This is a genomic window from Pseudoalteromonas sp. TB25, assembly GCF_000497995.1.
Classification (GTDB): Bacteria; Pseudomonadota; Gammaproteobacteria; order Enterobacterales; family Alteromonadaceae; genus Pseudoalteromonas; species Pseudoalteromonas distincta.
In genome coordinates, this window is the sequence record NZ_AUTI01000372.1 from 1 (window position 1) to 23444 (window position 23444).

The following is a 23444-nucleotide window of genomic DNA, read 5'->3' on the forward strand; positions in this document are numbered from 1 at the left end:
TCGGTTATTGGTTATGCAAACGACGGTATTGGGTTTTTGTTTGGCCCACTTGCCTCACAAGACACATTAGGTTTTATTTTTGCGATTCAAGTTTTGCCCGTTATCGTGTTTTTCTCAGCACTTGTTGCTGTGTTGTATCACCTTGGCATCATGGATTGGATAATTAGGATTTTAGGCGGCGGTTTACAAAAATTATTGAAAACCTCTCGCACAGAATCGCTTTCAGCGACAGCAAATATTTTTGTTGGCCAAACTGAAGCACCGCTAATAGTTAAGCCATTTATAGCAACAATGACTAAATCGGAATTGTTTGCAGTGATGGTAGGTGGCTTAGCCACTGTGGCAGGCTCTGTAATGGCCGGTTACGTTATTATTGGCGTAGATCTTAAGTATTTAATAGCAGCGAGCTTTATGGCTGCTCCAGGTGGTTTTTTAATGGCCAAGATGATTGTGCCAGAAACTGAAACGCCTAAAGATAACTTAGCTGATTTAGATTTAGATGACGAAGATAAGCCTGTAAATGTAATTGATGCAGCTGCATCAGGTGCAGCAAACGGTATGCATTTAGCACTTAATGTAGGTGCAATGTTACTTGCTTTTGTAGCGCTAATTGCACTACTAAACGGTTTATTAGGTGGTATTGGTGGGTGGTTTGATTACCCAACATTAACGCTTCAAGAAATATTAGGTTATGTATTTGCTCCTGTTGCATGGTTACTAGGTGTGCCATGGGATGAAGCAATTATAGCCGGCAGCTTTATTGGTCAAAAGATAGTAGTGAACGAGTTTGTTGCTTACTTAGACTTTATAAATTATCGCGATACGTTAAGCGCGCACACACAAGCAATTGTTACTTTTGCTCTATGTGGCTTTGCTAACTTATCATCGATAGCCATTTTACTAGGTGGGTTAGGCGGTATGGCGCCTAGTCGGCGGAAGGATATCGCACGCTTAGGGCTCAGAGCAGTGTTAGCAGGATCTATGGCTAACCTTATGAGCGCAGCAATTGCTGGGTTTTTCCTCTCGCTAGCTTAGAAACTTATTGAGATGAACACCGGTGTTGCAAAACAAGAGGATAGCGCTTTAAGGGGTTAAAGCTCTATCTGACTTGAACGATACTTCACCAAGGGCCGCAAGGCCCTTTTATCGTTTTAGGCCTTCCACATTTATACACTCCCCCACCTTCAAGCTATTTAACCTTATTTATGGTTATATAACTCAAATAAACCAATATCTTAGTAACAAATTCACATAAATATTTTTTGTGTTTTTCGTATTTTCAGCCACACTTACTATTACTTAAGCTAACCGACTAACGATCCGCTATTGTGAAATATATTCTTTATTCTCTTTTTTTAATTTGTTCTGTGTATGTTCAAGCAAAGGAACCCATCCTTGTTGTTACAGAGTTAGCACCGCCAAACCAGGTGTTGATTGATGGTGAGGTAGCAGGTGAAGGTACTCAATTTATTAGAGATATATTTGCTGAGGCTGATCTAACACCTAACATTCAAATGTACCCTTGGGCACGTGCTTATAAAATTGCAGATGAGCTTAAAAATACCTTTATATACAGCCTTGCACGCACTGTAGAGCGAGAAGACAAATTTTATTGGATAGGACCTGTCGAACGTTTTGAACTAGGCTTTATTGGCCTATCAGAGCGAGATGATCTTATTATAAACACTACTGAACAAGCTAAAGTGTACAAAATTGCTATGCAGCGCAATGATTTTTCAACACAAACCCTCGCAAAACTGGGGTTTGAAGTTGTTTTAACCTCTGATATTCAAAAGTCATACTCTTTACTACTCGCTAAAAAAGTAGATTTAATTGTAGACGATCCTTTATATATGCAGCAGATGAGTGATTATCTAAAGCTCAAACCAGCACACTTAAAGTTTATTTATAAAATAGATGAGCTAACAATTGATGCTTATTTAGCTGCGAATAAAAAAACAGATATGCATTTAATAGAATCACTGCAAGCTGCATTTTTCAAAATAAAGCAAAAGAAAGGGCTACCTTACAGGTACTAACATTAGCGCTTATAACGTTTTTTATAAGCCGAAAAGTTATCCTTCTTTTTAAGCTTTTCAAACTCCCTATTAAAACGCTCTACAATGTAATTGGGTACTGATTTATTAAACGCGATGTAGTTACCTGCTATCTCAGGTAATGGTAATTCCTGCAGCCTAACGACATCGTCTTCACTATACCCAAAAGGCGAAAGTTGATAACCAATGGTGTATTCAGAGCCTAAAATCAAATCTATTTTACTATTTAAAAACAAGTGCATATATTGCTTTTCATCACCTATGGACAAAAGGTTTTTACCTGCTTCAAACCCTACTTTTTTAATTATGGATTCGTAAATATCCCCTCTTACGATAGCAAGTGAAAACTGCTTTGCTTCATTTAAGCTATTCATTTTTAACTGAGTATTTTTTTTAAGTTTATAAAAAAATGTTTCACTGGATGCCAAAGGCCCTACCCAATTAAAAATAGGCGTTCTTTGAGATGTTTTAGCGATAGAGATAATACCTGAATGCTTTTCTTTTTGGACTAGGCTGTAAGCACGTTTCCAAGGAAGTATTTTAAATTCACAGGTAATGTCTGACGCAATGCATACATCTTTTACAATATCGAGATTTATGCCAACAAGTTGACGCGCTTTGTTTTCAAAATTGTATGGCGAAAAGTGCTCAGTGTAGACCGTGAGCTTGAAATCTTCAGCCTGTGCGTAATGACTGATAAATATAAAAACAAGTATAAGGAAGGATTTAATGATAACGATACCTACTGATGAACTTACATTAATAATAGGTGCAGCTTAGGTTGAGTCAAATTTCAGACACAAAAAAAGCGCCTTAAGCGCTTTTTTTTTCATTTTACTTAAAAAGTAAAATTATACAGCTGTGATGTTATCAGCTTGTGGACCTTTTTGACCTTGTGAAAGAGTAAACTCTACACGTTGGCCTTCAGCTAAAGTTTTGAAACCTTCGCTTTTGATTGCTGAGAAATGTGCGAAAACGTCTGGGCCATTTTCTTGCTCGATGAAACCAAAACCTTTAGACTCGTTGAACCACTTAACTGTACCTGATACGATGTTAGACATTGTAATATCCTGATATAAAATAAAAAATATGCTCATAAGAGCGGGTGTAGCAAAAAATGAGATGGTACTTTAAAAACTTCAGGACGGTACTACAAGTATTACTTATACAACATCGAAATGGAGATTTATAGCTTACATGCTTTCTTTCTAGCTGCAGCCCACTATATAGATTTTTTAAAATATGTCAAGTACCTATCTATAATCAGAGTGATAAACAACCAAAACCGCTTTCCTTGGTTATTAAAATTCAAATTCTAATGCGAGCCTAAAACTATGATTTTTTTCTGATTGGCTTATCTCAGTGATAAAACCCGCTTCCCATTTTAACTGCTTTTGTCCATCAAAACGCTGCAAACCTATAAACCCAGGCCCTATGCCAACAAAGTCTTCTCCTACGTACACCTCAATAGATGGCTGAAAAGCAGAACGATATCGATAGCGATATTGCGCTCTAAACTCGCTTTCCCATTCATTTTGTATATCCTGCCCCCACTCGTAAACCAAAAAAGCATTCATAGTTAAGCTTGTTTTGCCAAACTCTTTTTCGATCACAAAACCCGAAGTTGCTTCATACACATCTTTATTATGTTTTTTTTCAAGCTCAAATAATGCCCCCCAATCAGCCCATAATTTACCTTGCTCAATTAATTGCCAGCGTAGTTCAAGCTCATAAGCTTCTAAACCAAAGTCGCCGTTGTCATCTCGCTCACCAACTAAATAACCTTCTAGTGCCATTGTATCGTTAATAGCACCGCCACCACCCAAACGCTGCGCTAGTATGTTGCCACTATCTGTTTGGTGCGACACTAACCGCCATTCAAACTCTCGCTCAAAAGGTAAAACATAGGGGTGATATACCTTATCAACAACAATTCCATCGGCCTTTGCTGGGATTGAAAGTACCAACAAACAAAAAACGGTAAAGCTAAGCGCTAAATATAGGTTGAGTGCTTTCATACACGTTCCTTAGATATTGAAGCCGAAATAACATAACAAAGTGATAAAAATATCACGCTACTAGTACTATATATAAGTACACTCATTAGATCAGGGGTAGCCTCGTAACCAACAAGAGCACGCAGTACGCGCCCGAGCTCAGAGTTTTCGCTTAATACATCGCGTAAATCCCACACGGTTGCGGTGTTGGTAATTAAGTCTATTTGGCTTGCCAAATCCAGTGCAACTAATAACTTAGCCGCGCTGTTAAAAGCAAGCAAAGTAAAAAGCGGATACATACCAAAGCGGTGCTTAATTGCATTCATTAAAAAGTACAGCAATACGCTAAAACTTAAACAAATTCCAACACCTAATAAAGTGCCAATAAATAAGCTTTGCCCTGCATCATTACTTTGCCAAAAACTGGTGAGGTAAATAATATAGTGGCTTAAATACAATGTTATTGTGCTTATAACAGCAATATAAAAAGCCGCTGATTTTTGTTTTATTGCAAATACTAATACGGCTATAAATATAGTAATACATAGCCCTATTTGTGAGTACTCTAGCCCTTGGTGTTCAAACCACTGGCTCACCCACGACGCACTTTGCATGTACAAAAACGACATGAGCGCGCCAATTAATAAAGCAGATCCTATTTTTAAAGCGCTTTGTTTTTTAACCACTTGTAGTAGCACTAATAAAATAGCCACAGGTAGCAATTGATTAAGGCTCATGACTAAACTAGTTATTAGCATGCTGCGCCTCCTCATCACTAACTATTACAACGCCCCTTGCTGTATTGGGCGAAAACTCACCAAAAAATTCGTAATACCCTTTACTAAGCGGTCCTATATAAATAATGCTTTTACGGTTTGGGTAGAGTACTTTTTCTCTGTTTAGATCAAAGCTATCAAACTCTTCTGGTGTGCTATCTTGGTTTTCTATCAATAGCTTTACTTTTTTATTCGCGGGAATGGTAATTTGTGAGGGATAGAACAAGTGATCTTTCAAAACAATAAGGTACTCTTTACTCGCCGCGTTAAACGACAAAAATAGCAAACAACAAAGGCACTGATTAAATAAACGTTTAGTCACTTTTTACTCCTGTAAAAGTAACCTTAACGGTTAGCCCACCTAAAGGGCTATTCGCTAAATGAATAGTTGCGCCATAAATAGCAATTATATGTTGAACAATCGCCATACCTAAACCAGCACCTTGCTCGCCTGATGGATGCTGATCGCCACCTACGCGATAAAAACGATTGAATATTCGCTCTTTTTGCTCATCAGTCATACCCGCACCAGAATCATCAATTTGCCAACTAAAGCCGTTATTACTTGATACTAATTTAATTATAATTTGACCATTATTGGGTGTGTATTTTATGGCATTGCTAAGTAAATTAGCGATAAGCGTGGTTAATGTAAACTCATCACCATTAATTACAAAATCATCGCCTTCAAGACTAATGGTTTGGTTTTTTTCATCTATTTTGTCGTATTGCTCCGATACGACTTGCTGAGTAATCGTTAGCAATGATTGTTCGCTAAACTGCCTCTGCCATTGTTCAGGCTGGGTGCGCCCTAAAATTAGCATTTGTTCAACAATATTACTTAAACGATTAATGCCCTGCGACATAGCTTGTAATTCTTGATGGTCTTGCAGATTACTTTGTTTATTAGCCAAATTATGTACATTAATTTTTAAACTACTAAGTGGAGTACGTAATTCGTGAGCTGCATCTGAGGCAAAAAAGCGCTCCCGTAAGTAGGCTGTTTCTACGCGTTTAAATAAGTCGTTTAAACGATTAATAACAGGTTTAATTTCTTCGTCAGTTACTTGCCAGTTAATTGGCGTAAAGTCGTTAGCTTGGCGAGACGCCAACTGCTTAGATAATCGAGTAAGAGGGGCTAATGCGTATTTAACAAAAAAGCTAATAAAAATAGCAAGCAGAGGGACTGCCCATAGCATAGGTAACATTGCAGATAAAATAACGGCTTCAGCTAATTCAAAACGCTTTGCCATAGGTTCAGCAACGATGATTTTACGGGTGTTTTTACTCATCACAAATACCCGCATACGCTGCCCTGCTACATTGGCCGTTTGAAAGCCCTCGCTAAAACTAATTTGGTTATTCGTTAAACTCGATGAGCCACTAAGTAAATTATTATTTTGCCAAATTTGATACAACAACTGAGCGCTATTATTACTTACTTGTACTGCATCTGTGCTTAGTGCCAATGGTTGCTCAATTAAAACGCCAGCTACTATTTTAAGTTCATCATCAAGCAAACTTTCGCCGTGGTGCATACTTTTTTGATAGCCTTTTACTAATGCTAAAAAGCAAGTTAGCACCATCATTGAAAGTAAAATTAAGGTCAGACGTTTACGAATAGACATTTTCAACCTCGAAAAACAAATACACTCTAACGCTTACCAACCACGTAGCCAATGCCACGTAAGGTTTTAATAAAATCACTAGGGAATTTTTTACGAAGATGATGAATATGCACCTCTATGGCATTAGAGCCAACTTCTTCACCCCATTGGTAAAGTTTGTTTTCGAGTTGTTGTTTTGATTGTACCCTTCCCTGATTTTCCATCAGCGCTTTTAAAAGCATGTATTCTCTTCGCGGTAGCGTAAGTGACTGCCCACTTAGTTTAACTGTATGAGCAGAGGTATCCATTACTACATCACCACAGCGCAATAAGCTTGACTGAGTTTGGTTAATGCGCCGGCTTGCTACACGTAATCGAGCAAATAACTCAGCAGGGTCAAACGGCTTTGCAAGGTAATCATCTGCCCCCATATCGAGCCCTTGGACTTTGTCGTCAATACTGCCGCGAGCAGTTAAAATAACCACAGGAATAACTTTTTTTTGCGCTTTAATATGCTTTAAAACTTGCGAGCCGTCGCCATCAGGCAATCCTAAATCGAGAATAACAAGCTCAATCTCACCACTAGAAAGGCACTCTAAGGCGTGCTTTACTGTGCCACTGTGCTCTACGCTGTAGCCCTCTTGGCGCAAAGAGCGAATAAGCCCTTGCGCCACTAAATGATCGTCCTCAACGAGTAATAAATGCATTATCTGTTTATCTTTTTAATTTTTTATCTACTTTTGCCAATAGCTGACTTATTGCTTGTTGACGATATTTATCTGCTTTTGCCCGAGTATCACGAATCCGAGCAGCTTGTGCTACGAGTAGTCGTGCTTTAGCTTGTTTATAATCGCCTTCGTCATACAAGTATTCACCGTATAAGTAATTAGTATCAATGCCTTCGAGATTAAAAGCGAGCGCTTGTTTAAATAATTTTTCAGCTTTGTCGTCATCACCAAAACCAATTGGCCAGCCAGGTACTTTGCTATAAAGCGTTGCAAGGCTTGCGTAAGCTGAGCCATTTAATGCAGTGCCATCAATCGAGAGTGCATTTTCGAGTGACGCTTTTGCTTCTTTTGCTAAACCAAGTGCGCCCAAGCCTCCTTTTGCGCCAGCAAAGCTGGCTAACACAATGCCATTCCAAATATGTGTTTGCGCCGAGCTAGGGTAGTTTTTAACAAATAATGCGCTTTGCTCACTTAGTTGCGTAAACGCGTCTATTTGCGCATCGCCTTCAAGTTCGTAATTAGCAATTGCCCACTTTTGTTGAATATCGGTTAAGTCTTGCGCTTCATCTGCGTGTACTGCAGTTGCAAATACAGAGGTTAGTATTAAATAAAATGTGAGTGTAAATTTATACATAATTTTGCCCTTGTGTGTTTGTTAACTTAAAAAACGTTTAATTTTAGGAAGTTGCTTTGCAATAGCGTTATCAACAACGCTTGGGAATACGCCATTTATGCGTGCAAATAATTTTTCAGGGAAACCAATAAAGCGCCTTGTTTGGTTTGAACTTATAAGAGCTAATAACTCTTGAGCAACTAATTCTGGCGAGTCCATTTTATTGCCGAGCTCTTTATTCATTGCCCGCGCTTTACTGCTATTAATAGATGTATCTGTTGCTCTTGGTGCTAAATAGGTCACTTTAATGCCTGAGCCGTTAAGCTCACGAGAGAGCGCTTCTGTAAAGCCACGTAAACCGAATTTACTGGCGCAATAAAGCGTTTGAAACGGGTAGCCAATACTGCCAAACGATGATCCCACGTTAACAATAGTGCCTTTGGTATACGCTAACTGCCCTAAAAATAGCTGGCATAATTTAATAGGCACCGACAAATTAGTAATGAGCATATTATCTATTTGCTCATTACTTGTGTGCTCAAGGCTTTGCATTGTATTTATACCTGCGTTATTAATAAGTAATTTAACGCCGCCGAGTTGCTTGGCTTTTATTGCTAGGTTAATACGTGTTGTATCGTCGGTTAAATCGCCCGTAAATATTTCACTGTCTGGGCATGCACGGCTCAGTTTTTCAAGGGCTTGGGTATTTCGCCCTACAAGCAGTAACTTCCACCCTTTTGCATATAGGGCTTTAGCAATCGCTTGCCCTATTCCGCCTGTTGCACCAGTGAGCACACACAAAGAACTACTCATACCAATTTGCCTTGTACACTTGCTTTAAAAAATGGTTCGTCATCGAGTCCACGAAATATATCGCCGTATAAACGATAAAAGCGCTTTGCACCATGAATTATGGCTTGTTGATCCGTCTCGTCTGTTATTTGATTCATTAGGTTTTCAAAAAACTTTACATGCTCTATATCAAGCGCGCCGTGAGAGGTTAAATAACTAAATGCTTTTTTAGGTAAGCCCACAGCATTTGCAATGTTTGAAGCCGCGCCATCAGCAAGCGCTATAGAAGTGCCTTCAAGCACATGCACCATGCCAAAAAAGCTCAACGGATTTTTACGTGCAATGGAGTCGTACGCATACGACACCATCATTTCGGTAGCAAATTGCGGCTGACTACACCGTACTGTTTCTTTGTCAAAACCACATGCTGCAATGTCATTAAGTACCCACTCTTGATGACCAATCTCTTCTTCAATATATTCTGCGACGGCTTCGCGCAGCCATTCTTGATCGTCGGTTAATCGCGCACCAACCGACATCATTAATGGCACGGTGTGCTTAACATGGTGATACGCTTGCGCTAAAAACGAGGCGTATTCTTCAAGTGATGCTTCGCCTTTAAAAACACGCTGAATAATAGGCGCTGCAAGCAGATAGTTTTGCTCTTGTTTAGTTTGCTCTTTAAGGGTGTTAAAAAAATCACTCATTAATTACTTCTCCAAGTCGGTAAAATTGCTCAAACACAGCATGGTACTGCTTACTTATGGCATCTCGTTTTGGGCGATTATTTGTGGTTAATAATCCTTGTTGCACACTTAATGGGGCAGCTAAACGATGCCACTTTTGAATTCGAGCATAGTCGGGTAGTTGTTTATTAATCTCGCTAATGTACTGCGCTAACACTGGGTTACTTAGCTTTGTATCGGCGTAAATAATGGCACTGAGAAAAGGTCGCCCCTCACCAAACACAACGGCTTGTAAAATACCGCTTTGACTGAGTAATAGTGATTCAGGCCACTCGGCACTGATGTTACGACCCATGCTGGTAATAATTAGGTTTTTTAATCGGCCTTTAATAAATAAAGTATTTTGATGCTGCTCGACCAAGTCGCCGGTTGCATACCACTGGTTTTTATTGTGAGGTTGATGGTTTAAGTAACCTAAAAACAAATCGCCTTTTATAAAAAGCTGGTCATTTTCAATTTTGGTTTGAATATGAGGTAACACAGAGCCTGCACTGTGAAGGTTATCGTTTGTGGACGTATTTAAACTAACGACAGATGCCGCCTCAGAAAGTCCATAACCTTGGTATACTGGTAAATTTAAGCTACGCGCTTTGGTTAATAGCATTTCGCTGACAAGCGCACCACCTACGGCAATAAACTGTAACGAACTAGGCGGTTGCCACCCATCTTCTGCAAAAGTAACTAAGCATGCTAATAGTTCAGGCACTAAAATAAGCGTATTTGGCTTAACTTTATCAATAGCAGCTATAAGCTGTGCGGGCTGTTTTAATGCAGTACCAACAAAGCCTAATTCATTTAACGGCATTAAATGCACTGTACCGCCACTTTTTAAAGGGGCATACACACCGGCTATATTTTCAAGCAATACAGCAAGTGGTAATAAACACAAATGAACAGGCTTTTTAATGTTAATTTTATCGCACAGAGATTGCGCTACCTGCATTTGACTCTTTGCAGATAAACACACGCCCTTTGGTTGCCCGGTTGATCCTGATGTAAATGTTACTTTTTGAGTTTCTGGGAAATAACTGACGGGTTTAGCTACAACGATTTCGTAAATATATAATGTGTAACACTCAAATAAAGTAATTGATGCGGTCGGCTCCCCAAATAAAGGGTTTAGCGTGTCGCTCATAAATACATTAGCGCCGCATTGCGCTAGTACATATTGAGTTTGTTGTTCACTAAAAAAGTGAGCAATTGGCACAGCCACTTTATTAGAAACCGCAGTAGCGGCATCAATAACAAGCCAAGCTGGCGTATTATCGAGCTTATAAGCGACACATTTGCCGTTAAAGCTTTGTAGTATTTTTACTACTTTTTGTATTTGCTGGTTAAACTCATCACCGTTAATTTCACGTGTTTGATCTTTATTGTGGGCAATAATTAATGGCGATACTGAATGTGCATTATAGTAGTTCATACATTCACCAATGCGTTTACCAACGAATTGATATTTGAGTGGTTTTGCTCCATTAAACTATAAAGCATTGGGGTATTTAATACTTGTTGGTGAGCTTGCTCTAAACTCACAACGCATACGGTAGGCTGATTAGCGTAGTAACTTCCCCAACTTAGCGGATGCTCAACAACAAAACTGTTTGCCACAGCAATTTCAGTGCAGTTAACGCCTAATAAGCGCAGCAGTGCACGCACTTTTTTAGTGGCGCAAAATACTAAATGTTTAGCACCTACACTTTGCAGGGCTTCATTAACAACAATAAAATGCCCAAGCGTTGCTTTGCGATGTGTAGAGCATAGATTGCCAAGCTCAAATACTTTATTACGCTGAGTGTTCTCAGGTAAAAAATGCTCAATGGGCTGTGCTAAGTATTGCTCTATAAATAGAGGAGCTGTTGCTTGCCTTAAACCCAATGTGCATTGCCCTTCGTTTGTCGTGTATTGGCAAAGTAATGGCATAAAAGAGGTAAGCGTGGCGTTGTAAGCGACTAAAAACCCTTCTTTAACTGTGTTTTCTAACGCACTTCTATGCTCATCATTAACGCGAGCACTAACAAAGCGTGAGTTATTTTGAATATAAACGGGTGATGAAGGTAGGTGTGCTAATTGCATAAACATCGCTCATATAAAGTGTATGTTTGTAACTTAGCGAGCGAAACTTAAAGAAAACTTAAGAAACCTTAATTTAAATAAAAAAGCGCCTTAATTATTAAATTAAGACGCTTCAGGATGAAAACTGTTTAAAAGCTTAATAAGCTAAGCTATTAAAAATTATAAGCTATCGACATTTTAAATTGCGTAGGCGCCCCCGGATAAACCCACAAAGCGTTGTAACTACTTTGAGCGTAGTCTTCATTAAAAATGTTATTAATACTCACATTTAGCTCTGTTTTATCTGTTAAATTTAATTGACCAAACAGGCCGACCAATTGGTAACTTGGTAGTCTAAAGCTCAAATCTGCGGCATCACCTAGGCGGCTGCTGGTATATTGGTAACTTGCACCAAATTCAAGCTCTTTACCCATTAATGCTGTTTGATGGCTAAGTGTAAGGTTTAGATTGTTTTTTGGTACATTTACCAGTGGGCTGCCTTTTTCTATTGGCACGCCCCAATCGGCATTAATAATGTCGTTTGCTGTGGTGGCATCTATATAGGCGTACGATAAGTTAAATGCTGTTGCATCGGTAATATAGGTATTTAAATCAAGCTCAAACCCTTTGCTATCAGCTTTACCAATGGGAGCCGAAAAACCAACGTTTACTGGATCTGCCACTAACATATTACTTTTAGAAGCATCAAAAAGTGCCACAGTACCGTTTACACCTAGGTATTCAAACTTAGCACCAACTTCAAACGAGTCGCTGTACTCAAAGCCAAACGGGTCGCCGTTTGCATCAGTACCGCTCAGTGGTAAAAAGCCTTCAGAGTAACTGCTGTAAAAGGTTATAGTATTATTTAGTTCATACACTACGCCAACGCGTGGGCTTATTTGGCTTTCAGAGCTGGTCGAAAACACGCCGCTGTTTGTTTCTAAAATATCTTGGTCTACGCTATCAAATCTAAGGCCAAGTAAAAGTTTAAACTTATCAGTGATATCCATTTGATCTTGAATGTAAATACCGTAAGCGTTTTGCTCTTCATCATTTTCATAAAGTAGCGAAACAGCAGGACGTTCACCAGAATAATCAGGCTCAAAAATATCAATAGTATAAGTGCCATTACCGCCACGATAACGAGAAAGCGCCGTGCGCAAATCGTATTTATATGCATCAATACCTATTAATAAATGATGCGAAATGCCGGCTGTATCTAAACTTCCACTAACTTCAAACTTTACACTTAAATCTTCTACTTCGTAGTCGCGATAGCGCTGCTGGCGGGTAAGTGTGCGGCCATCGTCAAATAACGATTGGCGTGACGGTGCAAGTTCTGCATCTGACGAAAAACCCGTTAAGCTAGAGTCTCGATAATTTGCACCTACAACGAGTGACCATTCCTCGTTAATATCGTGATTTAACGTAATTTGGTGGCCTCGAGAGTAAACCTGCGTGTCTCCATCGTTTGGGTTACCTAAATAGCGCGAGCTTGGTAGGGTGTCAAAATCGTTATCGAGTACAACAATACCACGGTCGAATAGCTGAGCTAAATCTACGTATTCAAACTCATAAGTTACACTGGTCGATGCGTTTATTTGATGATATATAGACGGCGTAATCACCTTTTTATTGGTGTATACCTCATCGCGGTAGCTGTCACTATCTTGCCATGCGCCATTTATTCTAAACGCGGTGGTATCGTTAATGCCGCTGGTGTAATCGCCTTCAACGCGATTAAAACTGTCGCTGCCTAAGCTTAGTTTTAGCTCACCTTGTGAATCAAACTGTGGCTTTTTAGTTACAATATTTACAGTCCCGCCTGGCTCTGATCGCCCATAAAGTGCTGAACCTGGGCCTTTTAGTACTTCAATGTAATCAATGTTAGATACATCACGCGGGCCGCTAAAACCACGCCCACCGCTAAAGCCATTAACTAAATAGCCCGATGGCATATTTTCGTTACCCGAAAGGCCACGAATAGAAAAGCTATCCCACAATGCACCGCTATTGTTTTTACGTGAAATACTAGCTGAAAAATCAAGCGCATCTTGTAGTTGAGTAATTCCTTTTTTATTAAGCTCAGCACTATTAATACTAACTATAGATTGTGGCATTTGCTTTTGAGGAATATCACCGCGATAAGCTTGTTTATAAGTGACAGATATTTTTTCGATTTCTTCTTTTTGATCTTGCGCAATACTGGGCGCACTAATTCCTAGGCAGGCTAAATAAATTAAAGAGTACTTCATGTGATTGATTAACTAAGCAAGTGTTATAGTATAACAAAATTGTAGCATATGTTACTTTATAACAAAACTTCTTTTTAAAAAATCACTGAGCGATTAATTAATGCACTAGCGACTGCCGTGTCATCACGTTAGTATAGTGTTCTACTTAAGTTACATAACGATAATTACATGAGCATAAAAACAAACGCGTTAATTTACTTTTTAGCTTTTTGCAGCGGTTTTTGCATTATGGGGATTGAACTTTTAGGAGGGAGAATTCTCGCCCCTTTTTTTGGTAGTAGCGTACATATTTGGGGCAGTATAATTACAGTATTTATGCTTAGTTTATCTTTTGGGTATTTACTTGGCGGTAAACTCAGCACTAAAAATGCATCACTTACCAGATATGGTTTAATATTTTTAATAGCCAGCATTATGGTGGTGCCTATTACATTATTTTCGCAGCCAATAATGGAATTTATATTCACCCATATTGAAGATAGCNCGGCTCGCTCTTAGCGTCAACTGCTTTATTTTTTATACCTACAGTTATTTTAGGCATGATCTCGCCCTACTCTGTGCGCTTACTGGTAACCGATAGCGATAAAAGCGGCCAAGTGGCTGGGCGTTTATACTTTGTAAGTACGCTTGGTAGTGCACTGGGTACTATAATTACCTCGTTTTACTTTGTACTCGCGTTTGACGTAAATACTATTATTAGCGCCTTTGCTCTAACGCTTGGGTCACTGGGTTTAGTCGCGATTGTAATTAATACCTTGGCTAATAATAAGGAGCTTGCTCATGCTTAAATATCTACTACTGCCGTTAATTGCATTTTCGGGTTTTGCGTGCAGTAAAGTTATCCACGAAGAGCGCTCGCTTTATCGCAATATTATTGTTGAAGAAACGAGCGACTTACGTTGCCTTAAATTTAATACTAAAAGTAGCCAAACAAGCCAAAGCTGTATGTATAAAAACAATCCCGACAAACTTGTTTTTAATTACACTAAACTTACTTTTGCGAGCCTTTTAGTAGCCGACAACCCTAAAAATGTACTTATTATAGGATTAGGAGGCGGTACGCTTTCTAACGTTATTCATGAGCTATACCCCACTGCAAAAATTCATAATGTTGAAATAGATCCCGCAGTAACTAAAGTTGCACGCGATTACTTTAACTTTATAGAAAACGATTTAGTGACATCAAGCGTGCAAGATGGCCGTATTTTTATAAAACGTGCCGCAATTAAAAAACAAAAGTACGATTGGATTATTTTGGATGCATTTAACGGCGACTATATTCCGGAGCATTTGCTTACTAAAGAGTTTTTTGAAGAAGTACAAAGCGTATTAGCCGAAGGCGGTGTTATTGCCGCAAATACGTTTTCAAGTAGTAAACTTTATGAGCATGAGTCGGCAACTTACCACGCTGTATTTGGCGACTTTATAAATGTAAGCCGCGAAAATCGTAGTAACCGTATTATTTTAGCGGGACTTAAATCAATACCGAGCGAAGCGCAAATTAACACGCGTGTAAATGCTCTCGCCCCTAAATTAGTAAAATACGGTATAGACATAAAAGCGATTAGCCAATTTATGCACTTTACAAAAGACGGCCAAGATTGGCCTGCCGATACAAAAGTACTTACCGATCAATACTCCCCCGCTAATTTACTTAACTTTTAAAACCTCCCTAAACCTCACCATTTTTAAAGGTGAGGTTTAGCAAATATTTTGCCACTTCCCTCTCCTACATATATTTACTTAGCAAGCTAAGTAGTGATAAAATAGTTAGCTTGCTAACTATGTTGGGATGGCTATGCCTACACACAAACCTTTTCACGAAACGCTCGATTTAACAGTTATCGGTAATATGGGCCGAGTTCATCGCTTATGTCGCGAAGCGGTAACCATTGCTGTTGAGCCTTTAGGGCTTACTCAATCGCGCTGGACTGCACTAATGCATATTAGTATGCGTGGTGAGGGACTAACACAACTTGAGCTTGCTAATAGCTTAGGGATAGAAATGCCTTCATTGACTCGTACGCTTAAGCAATTAGAGGAGCAATCGTTAATTGTTCGCCGTGTAGACAAACATGATAAGCGCAGTAAAAGACTCTATTTTACTGAACAAAGTGATGCCATTTTACATTCATTGCAAGAGACTATTTCCGATATAAAAAATCAGTTATACAGCGGTTTATCTGTTGAGCAACTAGATGCGATTGCATTTGGTTTGATCAAAATAGAGCAAAACGCCCTTAAATGTATTCAAGTTAATAAGTAAGGCTAAAAATGACACCGGATCAAAAGTTTGCACGCTATGTAAGGTTTTCTCTCATAGGGTTTATCTTAGTATTTATTTACTATTTAGTGGCCGATATGGTTTTGCCTGTGACACCACAAGCACGTGTTTATCACCCTGTTGTGCAAATATCACCGCAAATTAGTGGCCGAGTCACTAGTGTGCAAGTTAGTAATAACCAATCAGTTAAAGCAGGCGATATATTATTTAGTATCGATGAAGGCCCATATAATTTAGCTAAAGAACAAGCTCAACTCGCCCTTGATGATGCCAAATTACAAAATAAACGCCTTGATACCAATGTTAAAGCGCTTGAGGCACAAATAAGTGCTGCAAACGCTAAACAGCATGAGCAAAAACTATTAAAAAGCAGAGGCGAAAAGCTTTATAAGCAAAAGTCTATATCGGAGCAAGAACTTGAAAGCATTCGTGCTAATTTTGAAGCGAGTAAAGCAAATGTTGCAGCCCTTGAAGCGCAGTTAGCTGAAGCGGTTTTAGCTAGAGGTGACTCAGGGAACAAAAACTTAGCCATGCGCCACGCTGCTAACCAGTTAGCGCAAGCTGAGCTAAATTTATCCTACACAAAAGTGCGCGCATTAAGTGACGGCGTAGTTGCTAACTTACAATTATTAGACGGCGCATACGCAGTTGCAGGCAGCCCATTATTAGCTATTGTTGCTAAAAAGGCAGATTTAGTTGCCGACTTTAGAGAAAAGTCACTCTCAAATATGAAGCAAGGCACCCAAGCGCGCGTAGTATTTGATAGCCGTCCAGGTGAAGTTTACGACGCAATACTTGAAACATTTGAAGCAGGCGTTAGCAGTGGTCAACTTAGTGCTAATGGTTTACTAAGTACAACAGAAACCAGTAATCGTTGGGTGCGTGATGCACAGCGTCAACGCATTCACTTAAAGCTCATTAATCATCAAGACTTAATAGCAAACATGCCTAGTGGCTCACGTGCAACAGTACAATTATTACCAGAATCAACAATTGGGCAATGGTTTGGCTCTGCACAAATCAGGTTTATTAGCTGGTTACACTACATTTATTAATGGAGGCTTTATGACTCAAATTGTTAGCCAAGGCCCACAATTAGACTCCAACGGCCTTCGCCAAGCACTGCGCATTGCAGGTGGCTGTACCCTTGGCTTTACTATTAGTGAATTAATGAACTGGCCCAATGGTATATTTTTTACCGTTTATCCTATGTTGATATTGGGCATGGTACCTACGTTAAGTCGTGGGCTTATAAATCAATTTATAGCATCTGCTGCATTTAGCGCACTTATAGTGCTGATAATGCAGGGATTATTTTCTCACTTACCAGTCGTTATGACATTGTTAGTGTTTGGTGTTTTCTGCTTTTTATTTCATAAAATGAGTAGCGGTAGTGCCTTTTTATTTGGCGCTTTAGGCGTGATCAGTCTTTCTATTCAGCTGCATTTTTCCAGCTATGTTGATCAAGGAAGCAGTATTTATCCATTAATTTTAACTAATGGTTTGGCTATATTTTTAACCGTTATTATTGGAGCATTAATGCATGGCCTATTTCCTGATGTAACCGCAAGGCCCGGGCGAGTAATGCCAGCTAAAGCAAAAGAAAGTATTCGCCATGAGGTATTGTTATGCTCAACCGTGGCTACGCTCTCTTTTGTTGTTTTTCAGGTTCTTGATTTACAAGACTCAATATCTGCGCAGGCAGCTTCTGTGCTTATTTTATTTTCGTTGTGCTGGAAAGCCGCAGGTATGGCCGGTTGGCAGCGAGCAATTGGAACGCTTATAGGCTGTAATGCAGCGTTACTATCGCAACTATTTTTGTATAGTCACTCTGATTTTTTACTTTTTCCGATGGCTATTTTATGGATACTTTCGTTTGTTTTTGCGCGCTTTCATATTTTAGGCGGAGGCATACCTGGCATTGGTTTTGGTGTGTTAACTACATTTGGTATTTTGTTTGGAAATTCACTCGGGCCAGGCCAAGATCTTGTTTATAGTGCAATGTACCGGTTTAGTTCGGTATCTGTGGCTATAATCTTAAGCTTATGTGTTGTGTATGTTATGCACCACATACTTAATCGGTTTAGCGTAACTCGCCATCATACTTATGATTAGGTAAACCCTGTTTGTAAAACTAAAGGCTGCAATTGCAGCCTTTTTAATAAGCTTGGTTAAACTATTTTAATCATCTATATGAGCAATAATTTCGCTTTACATATTCACAGTTTTTAGTCTTTCCTGGTGATAATAAGCGTTAGCACACCGGCTATAATCCCCCAAAAAGCGGACCCTACTGAGAGCAATGTTAAGTTAGATGCAGTTACTAAAAAAGTGACTATTGCAGCCTCAGTATATTCAGTACGACTAAGGGCTTGCTGCAAACTATTAGCAATGGTGCCAAATAGCGCAATGCCCGCCAAAGCTAAAATAAGTGCCTGCGGTAAACTTGCCACCAAGCCAACTAATGTAGCTGCGCACAGCGCCATTAAAATATAAAATACGCCAGCCGCTATACTCGCCCAATAACGTTTATCATGATTTTTATCCGCCTCATCACTCATACATATAGCTGCGGTAATAGCGGCTAAATTAATAGAGTAGGCTCCAAAAGGAGCGCTAAGCATATTTGCAAAGCCAGTAACATTAAGAGATGCAGATATAGGCGCTTTATATTTATGTGCTTTCAAAACCGCAATACCCGGTAAATTTTGCGAAGTCATGGTAACTATATAAAGTGGTAAACCTATACTAATACATGCTTGCAAGTGGAAAGCGGGTTCAATATAAGCAAATTCGCTCATTTTCCAGTGCAGCGCGCTGGTATCAATATGGCCCATTTGCCAAGCGAGTAATACACCTATAATAAGCACGCTTAACATAGCAAAGCGGGCAAAAAAGCGTTTGCCAATAAAGTACATAACAACCATTAAGCCAATTACTAAAGGCATGTCGTTCATAAAATTAAACACATCGATACCAAAGGTAACAAGCACGCCGGCCAACATGGCGCATGCAAGCTCACTTGGAATACGGTTCATTATTTTTTCAAACCAGCCCGTAACCCCCGACAAAAACACGAACAATGCACTGAGCATAAACGCGCCAATAGCCTCATTTAAGTTATACCCTTGGGCACTTGAAATAAGTAATGCAGCTCCCGTGGTAGACCACGCAATTAAAACAGGTACTTTGTAATAGTACGATAAACCAATTGACGTTGTGCCCATCACTAAACCGAGCATTAAAATCCAACTAGCTACTAAATCGGGCGTACCACCAAGGGTTATCACTACCTGATAAATCAATGCAATAGAACTCGAAAAACCAATAATTACCGCCACAAGTCCTGCTGTAATTCGGTTAAGCAACTGATCAGACACCTTCATAAATTCCTCGTAATGCATTTATGCAGCACACAACATACGTGCCCAATAATTACATTGCAATTAGCGATTGGTTTACAAAAGGTGAAATAAATTCACTTTTTATTTTTCATTGTAATTAACGTCAAAAAGTCACTTTTAACCATTGTATTTAACTAAACAAACAAGTACCTGTAACTGCGCCAAAGCCCGCGTAAACACTACTAAAAACCAATACTAAAAAGAGCAAAAAAAACACCAAAAATAAATATCCTTATATTTTATAAGGAATTATAAAATTAAGAAATAATTCTTTTCGGTTACATTTATTATCTTGATCTAATCCATTTAATAATATAAAACGTAACAAATAGTTAACCAAAAATACTAAAAGAGAAACAAATGAAGAGTTCTGTCGTCTTACTAATTGCTATACCATTATCGGCATTTGCAGTTTATGGGCTATTTTTTAATGCAGATGAAACGGGCGAACCTATCGCGCCTGTTGCTATTGATTTTGTTCCTATTGATTTACAAAAAACGCGCAATACGCATCCCCCTGCACCTATTGATATGAGTAAAGATCCAATTACCGTTAAACCCATTGCTGCCCCTGACAACAACTTACCGTTTGAAGAATTTGATGCCGTAAATCGCCTATCAGACAAAGCAAAGCAAGTGCTTATAAATGCAAAAGTTTTACCGACTGACTTACATAACGAGGCCTATATTGAGTTTGATTTAAATTCTTTACAGGCGTTAGAAACTGGCGAAAACTTTGATTTAGCTATTCCGCAAACAGCCGAAACATTCACCGCAGAAGTGACTAATGTGGTTGAGTCTGAAAATGGCGATAAGAGCATATTTGGTAAAATAGTGGGTGTTGACGGTCGCATGCATAATACCGTTTTAACGGTAGGTAAAGATGCAGTATATGGCCAATTTACTGCACCTTCTGGCAACTATGTATTCGAAAGTAAAGGTAAGTACGGATGGATTGCAGCAAAACGCGATTTATATAAAAGCCACATAGAGCATGAAGTAACCGCACCAAAACCCAAATCAGATAAAAGCATCGATATATTTGCACCAAAAATTGATGGCTAACCAAAAAATATAAAAAGCAATTAAAGCCGCACTATAAGGCAGCTTTAGTGTGTCTGCTTTTTATGATCTCAACCAAGTTAAAAACAGTTCCAACCACAACAAGAGTAAGGAAATACAATAATGAAAAAAGTAATCACAACAACCGCACTGGCTGCGGCATTATGTGCAGCAAGTGTTGCACAAGCAGAAACAATCGATATCGGTATTTTATATACCGACCAATCAGCTGCCGCAACTAGTAATATTGACACTAAAATAAATCAACTAATTGCTTTTAGTAATCAGGTATATAGCCAAAATGGCGTTGATATAACACTACGCTTAGCTGGCAAACAAAACTTAGGTGACTACGCAGTAACGCCGTCTGAGGATTGGTTAGATTCGGTTACAAATAGCAGCTACGTAGATGGTTTACGCAGCGATTGGAAAGCCGACATGATTGCCGTATTAGGTACTGGCCAAAGTGCTGGCAATGGGCTTATTTCATGTGGTTTAGCGTGGGTTGGCCAAGGCACTAATGGCAATCTATATAGCTCAATGAGCAGCCGTATGTACTCAATCACTGCAATTGATTGTGGTGCAACTACATTTGTACACGAACTTGGTCATAACCAAGGTTTAGCGCATTCACGCAAACAAGGTGACACATCTGGCGGTGTATATGCAGATGGCATGGGTCATGGCGTACAAAATGAGTTTGCAAGTATTATGGCTTACCCGCACGTTTACGGTAGCGCAACTCAGTACGATTACTTCTCTAACCCTAACTGGAGCGTAAATGGTATTGCTTTTGGTATTACAAACCAAGCGTATGCAATTCGCACGGTTACTGCTACAAAAACAAGTATTGCTAACTTTAAATAAGTAGCGCATTAAAAAGTGGGCTAAATAGCCCACTTTAAAGTTTTAACATGTTCTTCCCTGCAGAGCGCTTACGCGCTCTTATAGATTAAGCTAATGCACAACCACTTTTTGCTTAATTGCTGGCATTAATGTTTTACCATTGCCATCTACTTTGTTTAACAATTTAAGCCCCATCACTTTTGCAAGTACTGGGTAGATATCAAGGTTACTCACTTCTTTAAGGCTTATACCTTGTTTAAATGCAGGGCCTACAGCAATAAATGATGCTGCCATATCCTCGGTATATGCATAACCGTGAGTCCCTAAATAGGTTGGTTTTTTACCATTGGTAAATACCGCTGGCGCTGTAGTTTGCACCACAATATCGCCTACGCGAGTGCCTTTATTGTAATGGTACGCTGCTAACTGCTCGTCAGTTAATACTGTATAACGACCGTTTGCTGCTTTTTGTAAACGAGCTTTATAGCCGGCTATATCCGCATTTATTGCATCGGGTTGAGTGTATATGAGTAAACGTGGACCGGTGTTTTTAACTAAAAAGTTTTCATCTTGAGGCAGTGTGGTTACATCAATACTTTTATCTGGATCTATACTCGCCATACCATGATCCGAGACAATAACTAAGTTTACCTCTTGCTCTAATTTACTTAAGCGAGTTTGTAATTTCCCCATTAATTCATCAAGCTGTTTAACTGCATCTCGCGTTTGTGGTGCGTCTGGTCCAAACTCATGGCCCATGCTATCAACTAGCGAAAAGTAACTCGCAATAAAACGTGGGCGCTGTGCTTTTGGCAAACTTAACCATTGAATAATTTGATCAACACGGCTTTGGTAATCGCTGTATTTAGAATAGTGATAAAAGTAATCTGGTGTCATGCCGTTAAATAATGCATCTGACTCAGGCCAAAAATAAGTAGCCGATTTAAGCCCCTGCATTTTTGCTAAATTCCAAAGCGGAATCCCCTTCACCCAAGTGCTATCGCCCAATGCTTTGCCCATGCTGTAACAGTCGTTTTTACGCGCTTTATCACAAAAGCTATTATCAACAATGCCATGGTTTACCGGCAATAAGCCCGTAATAATAGAAATATGGTTAGGAAACGTTTTAGTTGGATAAACAGGTATTAGTTTTTGTGCGCGAACACCGCGCTCGGCCATTGCTTTTAAATTTGGCGCACCGTGTTTTTCAATATAATCCCAACGCAGGCCATCAATTGATACAAGCACCACAGTTTGCTCTTTTGCAGCAAATGCGCTGTTCATTCCTAACATTAGGCAAATTGATACTGCCTTTAAAATCCACTGTTTCATTATAAACACCTATAAATGCACAACAATTACTCAAAAAATTATTTTAAAGCAAGTTGTTACTTTATGATACAAACTGATAGATTAAACCCTGTATATTAAAGACAAATGACTATGTGCTAAAAACTATGCCAGTCATCAATTGTAAAAAGGATAAGTATAAAGATGACCATAGATTTTAGTAAAAAAATAACGCCAGCACGAATGTATCGCACAACCTCTAACTTACAAATGGCGCTAGAAAGCGACCGTGGCCGGATTATTAACAGTGCCGCTATTCGCAGGCTTCAGCAAAAAACCCAAGTGTTTCCCCTTGAACGCAACGCAGCTGTTCGTTCGCGCTTAACTCACTCGCTTGAGGTACAACAGGTTGGTCGTTTTATAGTGCAACGTATTTTTGCAAATTTAAGCTACCAACAACAAAAAGATTACGGCTTAACCGACCTAGAACGCCCCCTGGAAAGCTTAGTAGAAATGGCCTGCCTAATGCACGATATAGGCAACCCACCGTTTGGACATTTTGGCGAAGCTGCAATAAACCACTGGTTTAATAACAACCTAGCAAGTGTAACACCCGAGCGCTGCAAAGAGCCCAATACCGGTATAGGTGTTGTTTTTAAACACCTTGCGCTTGATATTTGTAACTTTGAAGGCAACGCTCAAGGCATACGTATAATTCATTCGTTGCAAACGCTTAATTTAACTTACAGCCAAAGTGCTGGTATTTTAAAATACACTCGCCCTGCTGGGCTTGATGTAAAAGACATACCGCAAAATAAAAACTACTTAATGAAGAAAGTGGGTTACTACTACAGCGAAAAAAACTTTGTTGAAGCGCTACAAAAAGAGCTCACTATTGAGCCATATTGCCGCCATCCAGCAAGTTATATAATGGA

Annotated in this window: 23 protein-coding genes and 2 pseudogenes (1 of these 25 running past the window's edge); 10 read left to right on the top strand and 15 right to left on the bottom strand. The window is 39.3% G+C overall.

What is annotated here, in order from left to right:
• Both L652_RS0115925 and L652_RS0115930 read left to right on the top strand, forming a co-directional pair.
• Nucleotides 1-1035: NupC/NupG family nucleoside CNT transporter (locus L652_RS0115925; RefSeq protein ID WP_024603550.1), on the top strand; the 1035-nt coding region annotated here is incomplete at its 5' end.
• 293 nt (nt 1036-1328) lie between these two features.
• Nucleotides 1329-2039 (top strand): transporter substrate-binding domain-containing protein, encoded by a 711-nt coding sequence (locus L652_RS0115930; protein ID WP_024595836.1) that lies wholly within the window; start codon nt 1329-1331, stop codon nt 2037-2039.
• A 2-nt stretch (nt 2040-2041) separates the two neighbouring features.
• On the opposite strand, the gene L652_RS1000000124615 is transcribed toward L652_RS0115930, so the two are convergent.
• The 13 genes from L652_RS1000000124615 to L652_RS0115995 all read right to left on the bottom strand — a co-directional run bounded on the left by L652_RS1000000124615 (nt 2042) and on the right by L652_RS0115995 (nt 13623).
• A complete protein-coding gene (locus tag L652_RS1000000124615) occupies nt 2042-2824 on the bottom strand; it encodes a transporter substrate-binding domain-containing protein (protein WP_309294877.1) in 783 nt (260 codons plus the stop codon).
• Nucleotides 2825-2908: 84 nt separating this feature from the next.
• On the bottom strand, nt 2909-3118 hold the full coding sequence (locus L652_RS0115940) for a cold-shock protein (RefSeq protein ID WP_002959120.1): 210 nt from the start codon (nt 3116-3118) through the stop codon (nt 2909-2911).
• Between the two features lie 240 nt (nt 3119-3358).
• On the bottom strand, nt 3359-4075 hold the full coding sequence (locus tag L652_RS0115945; protein WP_024595837.1) for a hypothetical protein: 717 nt from the start codon (nt 4073-4075) through the stop codon (nt 3359-3361).
• Entirely contained in the window at nt 4072-4812 is a 741-nt protein-coding gene (locus L652_RS0115950) for a hypothetical protein (RefSeq protein WP_024595838.1), read from the bottom strand. Before L652_RS0115950 ends, L652_RS0115945 begins: the two co-directional genes overlap by 4 nt.
• Nucleotides 4799-5152, bottom strand: a complete 354-nt coding sequence (locus tag L652_RS0115955; RefSeq protein ID WP_024595839.1) for a cupredoxin domain-containing protein — start codon at nt 5150-5152, stop codon at nt 4799-4801. Before L652_RS0115955 ends, L652_RS0115950 begins: the two co-directional genes overlap by 14 nt.
• Nucleotides 5145-6458 (bottom strand): ATP-binding protein, encoded by a 1314-nt coding sequence (locus L652_RS0115960; RefSeq protein WP_024595840.1) that lies wholly within the window; start codon nt 6456-6458, stop codon nt 5145-5147. Before L652_RS0115960 ends, L652_RS0115955 begins: the two co-directional genes overlap by 8 nt.
• Before the next feature lie 26 nt (nt 6459-6484).
• Complete coding sequence (locus L652_RS0115965; RefSeq protein WP_024595841.1) at nt 6485-7144, bottom strand: response regulator transcription factor; 660 nt, start codon at nt 7142-7144, stop codon at nt 6485-6487.
• A gap of 7 nt (nt 7145-7151) precedes the next feature.
• Nucleotides 7152-7799 (bottom strand): hypothetical protein, encoded by a 648-nt coding sequence (locus L652_RS0115970; RefSeq protein WP_024595842.1) that lies wholly within the window; start codon nt 7797-7799, stop codon nt 7152-7154.
• A gap of 21 nt (nt 7800-7820) precedes the next feature.
• Nucleotides 7821-8591, bottom strand: a complete 771-nt coding sequence (locus L652_RS0115975) for an SDR family oxidoreductase (protein WP_002959137.1) — start codon at nt 8589-8591, stop codon at nt 7821-7823.
• Nucleotides 8588-9277, bottom strand: coding sequence for a biliverdin-producing heme oxygenase (locus tag L652_RS0115980; protein ID WP_024595843.1), 690 nt, complete (start codon nt 9275-9277; stop codon nt 8588-8590). The genes L652_RS0115975 and L652_RS0115980 overlap by 4 nt, the downstream gene beginning before the upstream one ends.
• Nucleotides 9270-10739 (bottom strand): AMP-binding protein, encoded by a 1470-nt coding sequence (locus L652_RS0115985; protein WP_024595844.1) that lies wholly within the window; start codon nt 10737-10739, stop codon nt 9270-9272. The genes L652_RS0115980 and L652_RS0115985 overlap by 8 nt, the downstream gene beginning before the upstream one ends.
• Nucleotides 10736-11389: a thermostable hemolysin gene (locus L652_RS0115990; protein ID WP_024595845.1), complete on the bottom strand. Its 654-nt coding sequence runs from the start codon at nt 11387-11389 to the stop codon at nt 10736-10738. The genes L652_RS0115985 and L652_RS0115990 overlap by 4 nt, the downstream gene beginning before the upstream one ends.
• Nucleotides 11390-11541: 152 nt before the next feature.
• Entirely contained in the window at nt 11542-13623 is a 2082-nt protein-coding gene (locus tag L652_RS0115995) for a TonB-dependent siderophore receptor (RefSeq protein WP_024595846.1), read from the bottom strand.
• A 168-nt stretch (nt 13624-13791) separates the two neighbouring features.
• Here L652_RS0115995 and L652_RS01000000123970 point away from each other — a divergent pair.
• The 5 genes and pseudogenes from L652_RS01000000123970 to L652_RS0116020 all read left to right on the top strand — a co-directional run bounded on the left by L652_RS01000000123970 (nt 13792) and on the right by L652_RS0116020 (nt 18022).
• A pseudogene (locus L652_RS01000000123970) lies at nt 13792-14411 on the top strand (fused MFS/spermidine synthase).
• The gene (locus tag L652_RS0116005; RefSeq protein WP_024595848.1) at nt 14404-15288 is read left to right on the top strand and encodes a fused MFS/spermidine synthase; all 885 of its coding nucleotides are present in this window, start codon (nt 14404-14406) and stop codon (nt 15286-15288) included. Before L652_RS01000000123970 ends, L652_RS0116005 begins: the two are co-directional and overlap by 8 nt.
• A gap of 133 nt (nt 15289-15421) precedes the next feature.
• The gene (locus tag L652_RS0116010) at nt 15422-15889 is read left to right on the top strand and encodes a MarR family transcriptional regulator (RefSeq protein WP_024595849.1); all 468 of its coding nucleotides are present in this window, start codon (nt 15422-15424) and stop codon (nt 15887-15889) included.
• Nucleotides 15890-15897: 8 nt separating this feature from the next.
• Nucleotides 15898-16962, top strand: a complete 1065-nt coding sequence (locus L652_RS0116015; RefSeq protein ID WP_024595850.1) for an HlyD family secretion protein — start codon at nt 15898-15900, stop codon at nt 16960-16962.
• 10 nt (nt 16963-16972) lie between these two features.
• The gene (locus L652_RS0116020) at nt 16973-18022 is read left to right on the top strand and encodes a DUF2955 domain-containing protein (protein WP_024595851.1); all 1050 of its coding nucleotides are present in this window, start codon (nt 16973-16975) and stop codon (nt 18020-18022) included.
• Between the two features lie 113 nt (nt 18023-18135).
• On the opposite strand, the gene L652_RS0116025 is transcribed toward L652_RS0116020, so the two are convergent.
• Nucleotides 18136-19293, bottom strand: coding sequence for a benzoate/H(+) symporter BenE family transporter (locus L652_RS0116025; RefSeq protein ID WP_024595852.1), 1158 nt, complete (start codon nt 19291-19293; stop codon nt 18136-18138).
• Nucleotides 19294-19671: 378 nt separating this feature from the next.
• Here L652_RS0116025 and L652_RS0116030 point away from each other — a divergent pair, with 378 nt between their 5' ends.
• Entirely contained in the window at nt 19672-20376 is a 705-nt protein-coding gene (locus tag L652_RS0116030) for a hypothetical protein (protein ID WP_024595853.1), read from the top strand.
• A gap of 120 nt (nt 20377-20496) precedes the next feature.
• The gene (locus L652_RS0116035; protein ID WP_024595854.1) at nt 20497-21240 is read left to right on the top strand and encodes a zinc-dependent metalloprotease family protein; all 744 of its coding nucleotides are present in this window, start codon (nt 20497-20499) and stop codon (nt 21238-21240) included.
• A 90-nt stretch (nt 21241-21330) separates the two neighbouring features.
• Here L652_RS0116035 and L652_RS0116040 read toward each other — a convergent pair whose 3' ends face one another.
• Nucleotides 21331-22551 (bottom strand): ectonucleotide pyrophosphatase/phosphodiesterase, encoded by a 1221-nt coding sequence (locus L652_RS0116040; RefSeq protein ID WP_024595855.1) that lies wholly within the window; start codon nt 22549-22551, stop codon nt 21331-21333.
• A gap of 162 nt (nt 22552-22713) precedes the next feature.
• Here L652_RS0116040 and dgt point away from each other — a divergent pair.
• Nucleotides 22714-23444 (top strand): annotated as a pseudogene (gene dgt / locus L652_RS01000000123975) (dGTPase); it runs 720 nt beyond the window's last position.

Excerpts from the sequence above, each read along its gene's own strand:
- L652_RS0115945 (WP_024595837.1), bottom strand. The coding sequence starts at position 4,075 with ATGAAAGCACTCAACCTATATTTAGCGCTTAGCTTTACCGTTTTTTGT.
- L652_RS0115940 (WP_002959120.1), bottom strand. The coding sequence starts at position 3,118 with ATGTCTAACATCGTATCAGGTACAGTTAAGTGGTTCAACGAGTCTAAA.
- L652_RS0116025 (WP_024595852.1), bottom strand. The coding sequence starts at position 19,293 with ATGAAGGTGTCTGATCAGTTGCTTAACCGAATTACAGCAGGACTTGTG.
- L652_RS0115980 (WP_024595843.1), bottom strand. The coding sequence starts at position 9,277 with ATGAGTGATTTTTTTAACACCCTTAAAGAGCAAACTAAACAAGAGCAA.
- L652_RS0115950 (WP_024595838.1), bottom strand. The coding sequence starts at position 4,812 with ATGCTAATAACTAGTTTAGTCATGAGCCTTAATCAATTGCTACCTGTG.
- L652_RS0116005 (WP_024595848.1), top strand. The coding sequence starts at position 14,404 with ATGCTTAAATATCTACTACTGCCGTTAATTGCATTTTCGGGTTTTGCG.
- L652_RS0115995 (WP_024595846.1), bottom strand. The coding sequence starts at position 13,623 with ATGAAGTACTCTTTAATTTATTTAGCCTGCCTAGGAATTAGTGCGCCC.
- L652_RS0116035 (WP_024595854.1), top strand. The coding sequence starts at position 20,497 with ATGAAAAAAGTAATCACAACAACCGCACTGGCTGCGGCATTATGTGCA.
- L652_RS0115975 (WP_002959137.1), bottom strand. The coding sequence starts at position 8,591 with ATGAGTAGTTCTTTGTGTGTGCTCACTGGTGCAACAGGCGGAATAGGG.
- L652_RS0116015 (WP_024595850.1), top strand. The coding sequence starts at position 15,898 with ATGACACCGGATCAAAAGTTTGCACGCTATGTAAGGTTTTCTCTCATA.
- L652_RS0116020 (WP_024595851.1), top strand. The coding sequence starts at position 16,973 with ATGACTCAAATTGTTAGCCAAGGCCCACAATTAGACTCCAACGGCCTT.
- L652_RS0115990 (WP_024595845.1), bottom strand. The coding sequence starts at position 11,389 with ATGCAATTAGCACACCTACCTTCATCACCCGTTTATATTCAAAATAAC.
- L652_RS0115965 (WP_024595841.1), bottom strand. The coding sequence starts at position 7,144 with ATGCATTTATTACTCGTTGAGGACGATCATTTAGTGGCGCAAGGGCTT.
- L652_RS0115960 (WP_024595840.1), bottom strand. The coding sequence starts at position 6,458 with ATGTCTATTCGTAAACGTCTGACCTTAATTTTACTTTCAATGATGGTG.
- L652_RS0116040 (WP_024595855.1), bottom strand. The coding sequence starts at position 22,551 with ATGAAACAGTGGATTTTAAAGGCAGTATCAATTTGCCTAATGTTAGGA.
- L652_RS0116010 (WP_024595849.1), top strand. The coding sequence starts at position 15,422 with ATGCCTACACACAAACCTTTTCACGAAACGCTCGATTTAACAGTTATC.
- L652_RS0115985 (WP_024595844.1), bottom strand. The coding sequence starts at position 10,739 with ATGAACTACTATAATGCACATTCAGTATCGCCATTAATTATTGCCCAC.
- L652_RS0115970 (WP_024595842.1), bottom strand. The coding sequence starts at position 7,799 with ATGTATAAATTTACACTCACATTTTATTTAATACTAACCTCTGTATTT.
- L652_RS0116030 (WP_024595853.1), top strand. The coding sequence starts at position 19,672 with ATGAAGAGTTCTGTCGTCTTACTAATTGCTATACCATTATCGGCATTT.